Origin of the sequence: Pseudomonas synxantha (assembly GCF_900105675.1) — a bacterium.
Taxonomy (GTDB): domain Bacteria; phylum Pseudomonadota; class Gammaproteobacteria; order Pseudomonadales; family Pseudomonadaceae; genus Aquipseudomonas; species Aquipseudomonas synxantha.
In genome coordinates this window covers 2,724,157-2,738,858 of record NZ_LT629786.1, presented here as the reverse complement: position 1 = coordinate 2,738,858, position 14,702 = coordinate 2,724,157, and the positions used below count along the sequence as shown (strand labels likewise).

The window sequence follows — 14,702 nt, the reverse complement described above, 5'->3', positions numbered from 1 at the left end:
CCTGCGTGTAACTAAATGTAGTTGCAAAAAGTGGTGTTCGTCAATGCTAGCTTGGCTTCGCGTGCCTTGCCTGGAATTGATGTAACCCTTGTTGACAGCTCGCTCGACGCCACCCATCCCCGCGCTAATTTTTCCCCTTCCGGTTCGTTTTATAGGGACGACGTGCCTTTGTGCTTCCCGCCTATTGCCCCGGATTCGAAGAAATGAATGCTGAAGACTCCTTGAAACTTGCTCGCCGGTTTATCGGGCTGCCTCTGGAAAAACGCCAGCTGTTCCTGCAAGCCTTGCAGAAAGAAGGCGTGGAGTTTTCCCGGTTTCCGATTCCGGCAGGGGTAGAGGTGCAGGACCGCCAGGCGCTGTCCTACGCACAGCAGCGCATGTGGTTTCTGTGGCAATTGGACCCGGCCAGCGGCGCCTACAATCTGCCCGGCGCGGTGCGCTTGATCGGCGCGCTGAACCTGACAGCGATGGAACAAGCGTTCGCCAGCCTGGTGGCGCGTCACGAAACCCTGCGCACCGTGTTCCAGCGCCAGGCCGATGAGCGTCTGGTGCAGGTGGCGATAGAGCCGTCGCTTGCGGTCGAGCAACTGGACGTCAGCGCCTTGCCCGCCGCCGAGCGCGAGCAGGCCGTCAACGATGCCGCTAACCGCCAATCCTTGTTGCCATTTGACTTGGAACACGGCCCGCTGCTGCGCGTGCAATTACTCAAACTCGACGATCAGGAACACGTGCTGCTGCTGACGCTGCACCACATCGTCTCCGACGGTTGGTCGATGAATGTGCTGATCGACGAGTTCATTCGTTGCTATGACGCCCATGAGCGCAACGAAACGCCGCAACTGCCCGAGCTGCCGATCCAGTACAGCGACTACGCGCTGTGGCAGCGACGCTGGCTGGAAGCGGGCGAGCAGGCGCGCCAGTTGGAATACTGGCAGGCGCGCCTGGGCAATGAGCATCCGGTACTGGAGCTGCCCACCGATCATCCGCGCCCGGCGATGCCCAGCTACCAGGGCACGCGGCATAACTTCGCGATTGATCCGGCGCTGGCTGCGCAACTGCGCAGTTGCGCGCAAAAACACAACGTCACCCTGTTCATGCTGCTGCTGGGTGCCTTTAATGTGCTGCTGCATCGTTACACCGGCCAGGGCGATATCCGCGTCGGCGTGCCGATTGCCAACCGTAACCGCAGTGAAGTCGAGGGTTTGATTGGTTTCTTCGTCAACACCCAGGTACTGCGCACTGAATTGAACGGGCAAACCCCTGTCGACCAACTGCTCGCCACCATCAAGGAAGCGGCCCTCGGTGCCCAGGCGCATCAGGATCTGCCCTTCGAACGGCTGGTTGAAGCGCTGAATATCGAGCGCAGCTTGAGCCACACCCCGCTGTTCCAGGTGATGTACAACCACCAGCCTCAGGTGGCGGATATTTCCACGGTCAGCACCGCATCGGGCCTGGAACTGAGCCTGGTGCAGCGTCAAGGCCGCACCACGCAATTTGACCTGACACTGGATACCTATGAGCAGTCCGGCACCCTGCATGCCGCGCTGACCTACGCCGATGACCTGTTCGAGCCTGCCACCATCGAGCGTATGGCGCGCCACTGGTTGCGGCTGTTACAGGGCATGGTGGCCGACTCCCGACAGGCCATTGGCGATTTGCCGTTGCTGGACGAGGACGAATACCAGCGCATCGTGCATGACTGGAACCCCCGCCACGACAGCTTCCCCCAGGCGCAGTGCATCCACCAGCGCATTGCCGAGCAGGCGCGGCAAACCCCGCAGGCGCTGGCGGTGACCTTCGGCGTGTGTGAGTTGACCTATGCGCAACTGGATCGGCAGGCCAATCAACTGGCGCATCTTCTGGTCAAGCATGGCGTGGGGCCGGAAGTACGCGTCGGCGTAGCGATGGCCCGTTCCGAGGCATTGCTGGTGGCGTTGCTGGCGGTGCTCAAGGCCGGTGGTGCGTATGTACCGCTCGACCCGGACTACCCGGCCGAGCGTGTGGCCTACATGCTCGAAGACAGCCGTGCCTTGTTGCTGCTGACCGAGCAGGCCGTGGCGCAAACCCTGCCGACGGTCCCCGGTACACAAGTGATGTTGCTCGATGACCTGGCAACGCTGCTGGCGCCCTGGCCTGCGATCGAGCCGGTCACGGTGGTGACTGCGGATAACCTGGCCTACGTGATCTACACCTCTGGCTCCACCGGCAAACCAAAGGGTGTGGCGATTGCCCATCGTAACGTAATTGCGCTGATCGACTGGTCGCAACGGGTCTACAGCCGTGAAGATGTGCAGGGCGTGCTGGCCTCGACGTCGGTGTGTTTCGATCTCTCGGTGTGGGAACTGTTTGTGACCCTGGCCGCCGGTGGCTCGCTGATCATTGCCCGTAATGCCCTGCAATTGCCGGATCTGCCGGCCCGGGATCGGGTGCGCTTGATCAATACCGTGCCATCGGCGATTGCTGCGCTTGAGCGCACGGGGCAGATTCCTCCCAGCGTGTGCATCATCAACCTGGCCGGCGAACCGCTGAAACAGACGTTGGTGGAGGCTCTCTATCAACAGCCTGGTGTCGAGCATGTCTACGACCTTTACGGGCCCTCTGAAGACACCACCTATTCCACTTATACCCGGCGTACCGCCGGTGGTCGCCCGAACATTGGCCGGCCAGTCAGCCATACCGCGAGCTACCTGCTCGATGCCCGGCTACAGGCCGTGCCCCAAGGTGTCTGCGCCGAACTCTACCTGGCAGGGGCGGGGATTACCCGTGGTTACCTCGGGCGCGCCGCCCTGACCGCCGAGCGCTATGTGCCCAACCCGTTCTCCACGCAGGGCGAACGTCTGTACCGCACCGGCGATCTGGTGCGCTACCAGGACGGCGGCGTGCTTGAGTACCAAGGCCGTATCGATCATCAGGTCAAGGTGCGCGGTTTTCGTATTGAACTGGGCGAAATCGAGGCTCAGCTGTTGCGTCAGCCTGGGATACGCGAATTGGCAGTACTGGCCCAGGACAGCCCGGTCGGCCAGCAGCTGGTGGCGTACCTGGTGCCTGCCGAGGCGAGTTTGCAGGGGGATGCCAAGGCTCAGGATGCCTTGCGCGAAACCCTCAAGGCTGCCCTCAAGCAGGTGCTGCCGGCTTACATGGTACCCAACCATTTGCTGTTCCTGGAGCGCTTGCCACTGACCCCCAATGGCAAGCTCGACCGCAAGGCCCTGCCAGCCATCGACAGCTCACCATCGGCCCGGCTGCACGTCGGACCGCAAAGCGACACGGAGAAAGCCCTCGCGGCCATCTGGCAAACGGTGCTCGGGGTCGAGCGGGTGGGGCTGGACGATAACTTCTTCGAACTGGGCGGCGACTCCATCGTGTCCATGCAGGTGGTCAGCCGGGCACGCCAGGCCGACATCAACCTCAGCCCCAAGGATGTGTTCCAGCACCAGACCCTGCGTAGCCTGGCGCAAGTCGCAAGCCTGCGCCTGCATACCACGATCGACCAGGGTGCTGCCCAGGGCCGGGCGATCCTCAGCCCGGTGCAGCACTGGTTCTTCGCCCAGGACATCCCCCAGCGCCAGCACTGGAACCAGTCGTTGTTGCTGATACCACGCGAGCCAATCGTGGCGGCGTTCCTGGACGCCGCGTTGCAGCAACTGGTCAACCACCATGACGGCTTGCGCCTACGTTACCAGGCGAACGCTGAGGGGTGGCAACAGCACTACAGCGAGCCTGTGGGTGAATCCGTGCTGTGGCAGCGCCAGGTAGACAGTCACGAAGCCCTGGCTGAGCTGTGTGATGAGGCCCAGCGCAGCCTCAACCTGCAAGACGGCCCGTTGTTGCGCGCACTGTTGGTGCAGATGCCCGATCACAGCCAGCGCTTGCTGTTGGTGATCCATCACCTGGTGGTGGACGGGGTGTCCTGGCGCATCCTGCTGGACGATTTGCAACAGTTGTACGCCGGCTTGCGCGAGGGGGCAGCGCCAGCACTGGCGGGCAAGACCACCGCCTATCAAGCCTGGACGGCCCGGCTGCAAGACGCCGTTCCACGCTTCCTGCCTCAGCTGGAAGGCTGGCAAGCGCAGCTTGGGCAGGCGTCGACCGCGGATTTGCCCTGCGATAACCCCCAGGGTGCCTTGCATCAATACTTGGAGGAAAAGGTCAGTTGCACCCTGGATGCCGAGACCACTCGCCAACTCTTGACCCTCGCGCCGGCCGCCTATCGCACCCAGGTCAACGACCTGCTGCTTACCGCACTGGCGCGTGTGGTGTGCCGCTGGAGCGGGCAGGCCAGCACGTTGATTCAGTTGGAAGGCCATGGGCGTGAAGACCTGTTTGACGGCGTGGACCTGACCCGCACCGTCGGCTGGTTCACCAGTCTGTTTCCCGTCAACCTCACTCCGGCACACGCGCTGTCAGACTCGATCAAGACGCTCAAGGAACAACTGCATGCGGTGCCGGACAAAGGCGTTGGCTACGGCGTGTTGCGCTACCTGGCCCCGCCATCCGTGGTCGCGACCCTGGCGGCGCTGCCCCAGCCGCGCATCACGTTCAACTACCTTGGGCAGTTCGACCGCCAGTTCGACGAAGGCGCGCTGTTCGTGCCTTCCACCGAAGGCAACGGTCGGGCCCAGGACCCGCTTGCGCCGCTGGCCAACTGGCTGACGGTCGAGGGGCAGGTTTACGGCGGCGAACTGTCCCTGCAATGGGGGTTCAGCCGTGAGATGTTTTCGTGCGCGACGATCCAGCAACTGGCTGACGACTATGCTGGCGAACTCAAGGCGGTGATTGCCCATTGCTGCGGGCTTGAAGCCGGGCAGGCGACGCCGTCGGATTTCCCCTTGGCCGGCATCAGCCAGTCCCAGCTGGATGCGCTGGCGCAGATAGGCGCCGAGGCCGAAGACCTGTACCCCTTGTCGCCGATGCAGCAGGGCATGCTGTTTCACAGCCTTTACGAGCAGGACGCCGGCGATTACATCAACCAGATGCGCGTCAATGTGCAGGGGCTGGACGTCGCACGTTTTCGTGCCGCCTGGCAGGCCACGGTCGACGCCCAGGACATCCTGCGTACCGGCTTCATCTGGCCTGGCGACTGGCCGCAGGCCCAGCAAATGGTACATCGCCAGGTGCAGTTGCCGTTCAGCGTGCTCGACTGGCGCTACCATGAGGCGGTGCCGGCGACCCTTGATGCCCTGGCCCAGGCGCAATCGCAGCAACCTTTCGACCTGGCCCGGCCACCGCTGTTGCGCCTGGTTCTGGTGCAACTGACGGACAGCGACTGGCATCTGATTTACACCCATCACCACATCCTGATGGACGGGTGGAGCAACTCACAGTTGCTCGGCGAAGTGTTGCAGCGCTACAGCGGCCAGAACCCGCCGGCCGCAGTGGGCCGCTATCGCGATTACATTGCCTGGCTGCAAGAGCAGGACAGTGCCGCCAGCGAAGCATTCTGGAAGGCCCAGCTATTGCCCCTGGAACAGCCGACCCGCCTGGCCCAGGCGCAGGTACCGGCCCTGTCGGGGCCGGCCTATGGCGAACACTATTGCGTGGTGGACGCCACGCAGACCCGGCGGCTGCATGAATTTGCCCGTCAGCAGAAAGTCACGCTCAACACTTTGGTACAAGCCGCCTGGCTGTTGCTGCTGCAACGCTACAGCGCTCAGGCCACGGTGGCGTTTGGTGCCACGGTAGCGGGGCGCCCGGCGCATTTGCCCGGGGTCGAGCAACAGATTGGCCTGTTCATCAACACCCTGCCGGTGGTGGCGACCCCGCAGGCCGAGCAAAGCCTCGGCAGTTGGCTGCAAAGCGTACAGGCGTTGAACCTGAGCCTGCGCGAACACGAACACGCACCGCTTTACGAGATCCAGCGTTGGGCCGGTCGCGGTGGCGAGGCACTGTTCGACACTATCCTGGTCTTCGAAAACTATCCGGTCTCTGAAGTGCTGCAACGCGGCGCCCCCGACGGCCTGCACTTCGAGGCCTTGCACACCCATGAGCAGACCAGTTATCCGCTGACCCTGACGGTCAATCTGGGCGACACCCTGACCTTGCATTACAGCTATGCCCATGGGCACTTTTCAACGGCGGCGGTGCAGCGTCTTGGTACGCACTTGAGCAACCTGCTCCAGCATATGCTCGATGCAGCCGAGCTACCGTTGGCGGAACTCAGCCTGCTGGACGCCCAGGAGCACCAGTCGCTGGTGCATGACTGGAGCAGCGCCACTCTCGACTACCCCAGTGAGCAGCGGGTTCATCAACTGTTCGAAGCCCAGGTGGCGCAGCAACCTTCAGCACCGGCCTTGCTCTTCGAAGACCGTCAGTTGAGCTACGCCGAACTCAACGCCCGGGCCAACCGCCTGGCCCGGCATCTGGTGCGCCTGGGCGTCGGCCCCGACGTGCTGGTGGGGATCGCCGTGGAGCGCGGCCTGGACATGATCATCGGCCTGCTGGCGGTGCTCAAGGCCGGCGGCGCCTACGTGCCCCTGGACCCGGAATACCCCCAGGACCGCCTGCTGTGCATGATCGAAGACAGCGGCACCCGGCTGATGCTGACCCAGAGTAACTTACGTGAACGCCTGGCGATTCCCGCCTATGTCGACCACTTGTGCCTGGACCAGGACCAGGCCTGGGTCGACCTGGACGCCAGCAACCTGAGCAACCGCGCCCATGCCCAGAACCTGGCGTATGTGATGTTCACTTCGGGCTCCACCGGCCGGCCCAAAGGCGTGGGCATCAACCAGCTGTCGCTGACTCGCCATGCCTATGTGGCGCTGGATTTTTTCAACCTCAAGGGCGATGACCGCATCCTGCAGTTTTCCACCTTCAACTTCGACGGCTTCGTCGAGCAGTTGTACCCGGCGCTGATCTGCGGCGCCTCGGTGGTGCTGCGCGGCACCGAGATCTGGGACACCGAGACCTTCTACCGCGAACTGATCAAGCACCAGATCAGTGTGGTCGACCTCACCACCGCCTATTGGAACCTGCTGGCCAAGGATTTCGCCACGGCCGGTCCGCGCGATTATGGGCGCCTCAAGCAAGTCCACGCCGGCGGTGAAGCCATGCCGCCCGAAGGCCTTGCCGCGTGGGCCGAGGCCGGCCTTGGGCACGTCAAGCTGCTCAATACCTATGGCCCCACCGAAGCCACGGTGACGGTCACCGCCCTCAACTGCACCGACTACGTGACCGGCGCCCGCCCCACACCCTTGACCATGCCCATCGGCAAGGTCCTGGCCGGTCGCAGCATCTACCTGCTGGATGACAGCGGTGCCCCGGCACCGATCGGCGTGGTGGGTGAACTGGTGATCGGCGGCGAGTTGTTGGCCCGTGGTTATTTCAACCGCCCGGACCTGACCGCCGAACGCTTCATGCCCGATCCGTTCAGCCAGAATGGCGGGCGTTTGTACCGTACTGGCGACCTGGCGCGTTACAACGCCTCGGGTGTGATCGAATATGTCGGGCGGATCGACCATCAGGTGAAAATCCGCGGTTTCCGTATCGAACTGGGGGAAATCGAGGCCCGGTTGCTGGAGCAGGAGCAGGTGCGAGACGCCATCGTTCTCGCGCAGCCGGCGGCCGTTGGCTTGCAGCTGGTGGCTTACGTGGTGCCTCACGCCACGGCACTATCGCAAGCGGAGTTGCGCCAGTCGATCAAGGCGGCCTTGGCGGCGGTGCTGCCGGACTATATGGTGCCGGGCTTGCTGATGTTCCTCGATGTGCTGCCCTTGAGCCCCAATGGCAAGCTGGACCGCAAGGCCCTGCCAAAACCGGATGCCAGCCAACAGCAAAACCACTACGTGGCACCGCGCACGGCGTTGGAAATCCAGGTCGCGGGTGTCTGGCAAAGCGTGCTGGAGCTGGAACAGGTCGGGCTGGACGATCACTTTTTCGAGTTGGGTGGGCACTCGCTGCTGGCCACCCAAGTGGTTGCACGCTTGAAGGCGTTGCTGTCCTGCAGCCTGAGCCTGCGCGATCTGTTCGGCGCACCGCGCCTGGCCGACTTTGTGGCCATAGTGGCTGCCCGGAGCGGGCGGGATGAGTCGCAGGTGCAGATCCCGCTGGTGGCCCAGGGTGATAAATCCAGTGTGATCCTGTCCCTGGCGCAACGCCGTCTATGGGTGGTCGAGCAGCTTTCGGATGCGAGTGGCGCCTATGGCATGCCGCTGGCCGTGCGCTTGCGCGGCGAACTGTCATTGCCGCTGCTGATTGACAGCCTGGCGCAAGTGGTTGCCCGTCACGAAACCCTGCGCACGGCCTACGTCAGCGACGAGGAGGGTGACCCGCTGGCAATCATCGCCGCGCACGCGGATGTCGACTTGCCGATGGTGGACCTGTCGTCCCTGGATCCGGCCGAACAAGAGCGCCGGATCGCGGTTGCCGTTGAAGCCAATACCCGCCAGCCCATCAGCCTGTTGCAGGCGCCGTTGTTGCGCGGGCAAGTGCTCAAGCTGGGCCCCACTGAACACGTATTGCTGTATTCGACGCACCACATCATCTCCGATGGCTGGTCGATGGCCGTGCTGGTCAATGAACTGGTGGGCATTTATGCGCGCGCCAAGGCCGGTGTGCTTGAGCCGCTGCCGCCCTTGCCGATCCAGTATTCCGATTACGCCCTGTGGCAACAGCAGCTGCAAGAAACCGGCGTACTGGCCGCCCAGGCGCGCTACTGGGAGCAGGCGCTGGCCGGTCACAGCGGTGTTTTGCAACTGCCCACCGATAAAGTTCGACCCCAGGCACCCACCTACGAAGGCCGGGACCTGGCCTTTACGCTGCCCACCGCCCTGCATGACGGTTTGAAGGCACTCTCGGCCAAAGCCGGCGTCACCCTCTACAGCACCATGCTGGCAGCGTTCCAGGTCATGCTGCACCGGCTCAGCGGTTGCGACGACGTGCTGGTCGGTGCCGACGTTGCCGGGCGCCAGCAGCCCGAGCTGGAAGGCCTGATCGGTTTCTTCGTGAACATTCTGCCGTTGCGTTCCAGCTTTGCGGCGCAACAACCGTTCAACACTTTCCTGGCCAACACCCAGGGCACTGCGCTGGATGCCTTCGAACATCAAGACCTGCCGTTCGACATGATCGTCGAAGCCTCGTCGCGTCCGCGCCAGCGGGGTTTCAACCCACTGGTACAGGTGCTGTTCGTCATGAACAACCTGCCCGTGCAGGGCGGCCAGATCGACGGTATAGACGTGCAGGTGCTGCCGACCCGTGGCGGTTATTCCAAGTTCGATATGGCCCTGTTCATCGATGAAGATGCCGGCCATCTGCACGGGACCTGGCAGTACGCCAGTGACCTGTTTGAACAACAACGCATTGAGTCATTCGTCAACGCCTGGACAGGAATTCTTGAGCAGATTGTGTGTGATCCGAACATTCGATTAGGGGACATCACCATGCCTACCAATACCCTGGAGCAACCCATCACGCCCGTACCGCCAGCCATCAAGGCCGACAAGCTGGGCAAGTTCCTGAAAAAGTCGCAAAGCCGCACCGACAAGCCTGCCGGCGCACTGGTGCGTGAAACGCTGCTGGTCCCGGAGCAGGACTTCCCCTTGCTGATGGAACCTACCGATCCGGGCCTGGACCTGGTGGCCTGGATCAAGGAAAACCGGGCGTTGGTGGAAGCCAAACTGGCTCGTCATGCGGGGATTCTGTTTCGCGGCTTTGCCCTGCGCGACATTCATGACTTCGAAGCGTTTGCCGAAGCCGTACAACCGGGGTTGTACGGCCAATACGGCGACTTGCCGAAAAAGGAGGGCGGCAAGAACACCTACCGTTCAACGCCGTACCCTGAAAAGAAAATGATCCTGTTCCATAACGAAAGCTCCCATCAGGACCGCTGGCCGCGCAAGCAGCTGTTCTTCTGCGAGCAACCCTCGCCTGTGGGCGGCGCCACTCCGGTGGTGGATTGCCGGCAGATGTACCTCAAGCTGCCGGTGGCGATTCGCGAGCGCTTCGAAGACAAGGGCTTGCTGTACGTACGCACCTTTGCCGACAAGCTGGACGTTTCCTGGCAGCACTTCTTCAAGACCGATGTACGTGCCGATGTCGAGGCGCGTTGCCGGGCTGCGGGCATTGAATGGACCTGGCTGGACAACGATGAACTGCAAATCCGCACACCGTGCCCGGCGATCATCCGGCACCCGGTGACGGGGGAAAAAACCTTCTTCAACCAGGTTCAACTGCATCACATCTTCTGCCTGGACCCGGATGTCCGCGAGGACTTGCTCGCATTGTTCGGTGAGCAGCGCATGCCGCGTCACGTGTACTACGGCGATGGTTCGCCGATTGAAGACGAAGTCATGGCGCTGGTGGGCGAGTTGTACGAGGCCTGCGCGGTGCGGTTCGACTGGCAAAAGGGCGACGTGATCCTGCTCGACAACATGTTGGCTGCCCACGCTCGCGACCCCTTCGAAGGGCCGCGCAAGATTGTCGTGGCGATGGGTGAAATGATTGAACGAAGCGCGCTGCAAGCCGCGCACAGCGAGACCGCAAAGGAAGAGGCCGGAGCATGAGTACTGCACAACAGGGAATGATGGACCCAGGATTGGCGTTGCTGACCGAGCAGCAACAGTACCTGGACGCCCGGGAGCAAGGGGCGAGCTGGGGCGAACTGGCTCACTGCCTGAAACTGGACATTCGTGGCGAACTGGACCCGCTGCGCCTGCAACGCGCGCTGGACAGCCTGGTGTCGCGCCATGAGGCCTTGGCGGCGCAATTTACCCCGGTCAGCGGCTACCACGGGCTGCGCCAGCGAGTAGCGGCGGCTGAGGCGGTGAGCTTTACCCAGTGGCCCGACGTGGCGTCGCCCCAACAGGTGAGTGAGCGTCGGCAACAATGGTTGCAGCAACCGTTGCCGGTGATCGGCGCGCTGTTGCAGCGTCTGGAAGCGGACCACTGGCAACTACTGGTGGGCGTCGCACGTTACGCGACCGATGCCGCGACCTTGGCCCTGATCCAGCAGGAGCTGCTGGCGGCCTATGGGCAGCAAGAATTTGAAGAGGAGGAGCCGGGGCAGTTTTCGCAGTACCTGGAATGGCGCAGCGAGGTGATCTTCGACGAAGACGCCGACGCGGCCAAAGCCTACTGGCAGCAGCATGTGCAAGCCACCGAGCCGGTGCTCGGCGGCCCGGACTTGCCTTATCGGCTGACCGGCGGCGGCACCGCCCCCGCGGAGCGTTTAAGCGTGCCACTGGACCAAGCCCTGTTGACTCGCCTGCAAGCGTCGGGACTGGCGCTGGACGTGGTGATGCAAACGGCCTGGTGGGTGCTGTTGGCCCGCATCAGCGGTCGCGAAACATTCCTGGCGGGCTGGCGGCATGACGCACGCCAGGATTATGAATTCTTTGAGCATAGCCTGGGCCTGTTCGAGAAAACCTTGCCCTTGGCGATTCGTATCGACCCGGCCAGCACCTTCGGCGACCTGGCTGCGAGCTTGGCGGCACAGTTGGACCAGCACCGAACCTGGCAGGAATACTGGGCGCCCGTGGCGTTCCCGCAGCAGGCCAGGCCAGCCATCGGTTTTGGCTGTCGACGGGTGTCGGCGCCGCGTGAAGTGGCCGGGCTGGTTTGGGCCGGCAGCGACCTGCCAGCCGGCCTGCCGTCATTTGAATTGGCACTGCAGCTGGACATCGGCGCAGCCGGCGAGCCACAAGGTGTGTCGCTGGACTTCAATCCCGCGTGCTACTGCGCCCAAGCAGTCGAGAGCCTGTTGGCCCAGTACCGTCAGTTGCTCCATGGCATTGCCGACAATCCACAGGCAGTCATCGGGCGCTTGAACCTGTTGGATGCTGCCGAAAAAAACCGGCTGCTGGCACTCAATCCGCCAGTGCAAGCGCTGGAGGCGCCGTTGTTGCCCCGGCGCATTGCCGCCTGGGCACAGCAGACGCCGCAGGCCATCGCCCTGGCGCATGCGGGCCAGACCCTCAGCTATGCCGAACTGGACGCCCGCGCCGCGCAGTTGAGTGGCGAGTTGCAGCGCCAGGGCGTGGAGGCCGGGTCGATCGTCGGCCTGGCGTTACCGCGTTCGGTCGACCTGGTCGTCGCCATGCTCGCCACCTGGCGTGCCGGCGCAGCCTACCTGCCCCTGGACCCGCAATGGCCAGCGGCGCGCCAGGCGGAAATCGCCGGGCATGCCGCCGCGAGCCTGGTGCTGTTGGCACAAGCGCCGAGCCAGGGCGAGCCGATGGCTTCGTTCAAGGTCCTGAACCCTGGCGCGTCGACTGCTGACGCTCCATTGGCACCGGAAGTATCCGTGCAAGCCCGGGACGCCGCCTATGTGCTGTTTACCTCCGGCTCCACCGGGCAGCCCAAAGGCGTGGTGGTTGAGCATGGCGCGTTGCTCAACTACACCGCAGGCAGCAGCCAGCAGTTGGGTCTGTCTGCCTGCCGTCACTTTGCCTTCAGCTCCACGGTCGCGGCGGACCTGGGCAATACCACCTTGTTCGGTGCGTTATACAACGGTGCGACCCTGCATATCGCTGACGATGCGACCCTGCAAGACCCGCAGGGCTTTGCCGAGTTTTTGCGGGACCAACGCATCGACTGCCTGAAAATCGTGCCCTCGCACCTGGCCGCCTTGCTGGAAGCCGAAAACCCCGTATTACCCGCGACCCTGGTGCTGGGCGGTGAAGCCATCGGTGCCAGCCTGATCCAGCGGATTCAGCAATTGCGCCCCGATTGCCGCCTGTTCAACCATTACGGTCCCACCGAAGCGACGGTGGGGGTGATGGTGCATCCGCTGCTGCCCGGTGACGACCTGACCCAGGGCGTCCCGCTGACACAGGTGTTGCCGGGCAACCAGGTGTTTGTACTCGGCGCTGACGCGCAATTGCTGGCGCCGGGCGAACTCGGCGAGTTGTATATCGGTGGCCACCAGTTGTGCCGGGGCTATTTGAATGCCGAGGCTGACGCCGACGCGTTTATCCGCAGCCCGCTGGTGGCAGGCGAGCGTCTCTACCGCAGCGGCGACCTGGCCCGTTATCGGGTGGGCGGCGGCGTGCAGCTGTATGGCCGGCGGGATCAGCAGGTCAAGGTGCGTGGTTTTCGCATTGAACTGGCGGAGATAGAGGCGCAACTGCTGCGTTTGCCCCAGGTCAGTGAGGCCGTGGTGGTGCTGGTTCAAGACGAGCCTCAGGCGTTCGTGGTGCTGCGCGTGGCGGCGGATGAGGCGGTATTGACCCAGCTCAAAACCCAGCTCGTTGAACGCCTGCCGGCGGCCATGGTGCCGCGCCAGATACTGAGCCTGGAGCGCATGCCGCGCCTGCCCAACGGCAAGGTTGACCGCAAGGCATTGCAGTACACCCAGCCGGTGGTGTCCCAGCATGTCTACGTGGCACCGCGTGACGCCCTTGAGCAACTGCTGTCCACCCGCATGGCCCAGTTGGTCGGACTGGAGCGGTTGAGCATCGACCAGGACTTTTTCAGCGCAGGCGGGCATTCCTTGCTGGTGATCAAGCTGGTCGCGGGTATTCGCAAGCTGCTGCAATGCGAGATTCACCCTGGTGTGGTGTTTGATCACCCCAGCGTGGCGGAACTGGCGCGGGCATTGCGCGAGCGTGAAAGTGTCGCGGGGCAACTGGAGAAGATCGCCCAGGCACGTTTGCGCCTGGATGCAATGAGCCCTGAAGAGAAGGCGGCGCTGATGGAAAAGGCCCGCCAGATGCAGCAGGGATAGTGGCAGTGTCCGGGGCTGGCAATCAGCCCCGGTTCTAATCCTGGGACGCTCAGGCGCTACTCAGCGCTGTTCCTCCAACCAGCTCAACACCTCTGCATAAATACCGGCAACGGCGCTGGTGATCCCGTTCATGCGCAGGAAGTCATGGGTCAGCCCAGACTGCACCTGCAGGGTGACGGCAGTGCCGCTCGCTTCCAGCAACTGGGCATAGGCCTGGCCTTCGTCATACAGCGGGTCGTACTGGGCCAGGCTGATATAGGCCGGGGCCAGCGCGGTCAGCCCTTCGGCCAGCAGCGGCGAGACCCTCCAGTCGAGGCGCTGTTGGGCGTGCGGGCAATAGTGCTGGTAGAACCATTCCAGCGTGGCGGTTTCCAGCAGGTAATCCTCGGCATATTGTCGGTGGGAATTGCGTTGCCGCGAGGTGTCGGTGACCGGGTAAAACAGCAATTGGGCCCAGGGTTTGAACGCCAATTGTTGCGGCGTCTTCACTGCGGTGATCGCCAAGACCGTCGCCAGCGTCGCCCCGACACTGTCCCCCGCGACGGTTATCCGGCGGCTGTCCAGTTGCAGGTTGCCGGCCTGTTCGGCCAGCCAGTTGGCGGCGTCAAGGGTGTCATTGACGGCGGTGGGGAAGCCCGCTTCTGGCGCCAGGCGGTAGGCGGGTGCGAACACCGCGTATTGGCCACTGGCTGCAAGCCTGCGGCAGATGGAATCGTGGGAGTCCAGGCTGCCCACCACGTAACCGCCACCGTGGATATACACAATCGCGGGCAGTTGCGCCGTGCCCGGTGCGCGGTAGAGGCGGGCGGGCAATACATGGCCATCGCGCGCGGTGACCGTCAGCTCAGTGACCGCCACCGAACCCGGAGGGCTGGGATCGAGAATGGCGGAGGTCTGTTCGAACTCCCGCCGAGCCTGTTCAACACTGAGTGTGTGCATGGGTTGGCTTTTGCCGGTCAGGCGACCCATTTGTGCCAGTTCCAGAAAGCCTTCAAGGTCAGGGTCCAGGGGCATTGCATCTTCCTTGTGAAATGGAGTGAAG

Annotated in this window: 3 protein-coding genes; 2 read left to right on the top strand and 1 reads right to left on the bottom strand. The window is 63.3% G+C overall.

From position 1 onward, the window contains the following. The first annotated feature begins 203 nt into the window (after nt 1-203). Together BLU48_RS12710 and BLU48_RS12705 are read left to right on the top strand one after the other, a co-directional pair. The gene (locus BLU48_RS12710; protein WP_057022618.1) at nt 204-10,499 is read left to right on the top strand and encodes a non-ribosomal peptide synthetase; all 10,296 of its coding nucleotides are present in this window, start codon (nt 204-206) and stop codon (nt 10,497-10,499) included. Continuing rightward, entirely contained in the window at nt 10,496-13,660 is a 3,165-nt protein-coding gene (locus BLU48_RS12705) for a non-ribosomal peptide synthetase (RefSeq protein ID WP_057022617.1), read from the top strand. Before BLU48_RS12710 ends, BLU48_RS12705 begins: the two co-directional genes overlap by 4 nt. A gap of 60 nt (nt 13,661-13,720) precedes the next feature. Here BLU48_RS12705 and BLU48_RS12700 read toward each other — a convergent pair whose 3' ends face one another. Continuing rightward, nucleotides 13,721-14,674 carry an alpha/beta hydrolase gene (locus BLU48_RS12700; protein WP_057022616.1) on the bottom strand — a complete coding sequence of 318 codons (954 nt, stop codon included), beginning with the start codon at nt 14,672-14,674 and terminating at the stop codon, nt 13,721-13,723. Nucleotides 14,675-14,702 lie beyond the last annotated feature (28 nt).

Bases quoted from the DNA above. Each gene is read 5' to 3' on its own strand.
- BLU48_RS12710 (WP_057022618.1), top strand. From the start codon at position 204: ATGAATGCTGAAGACTCCTTGAAACTTGCTCGCCGGTTTATCGGGCTG.
- BLU48_RS12705 (WP_057022617.1), top strand. From the start codon at position 10,496: ATGAGTACTGCACAACAGGGAATGATGGACCCAGGATTGGCGTTGCTG.
- BLU48_RS12700 (WP_057022616.1), bottom strand. From the start codon at position 14,674: ATGCCCCTGGACCCTGACCTTGAAGGCTTTCTGGAACTGGCACAAATG.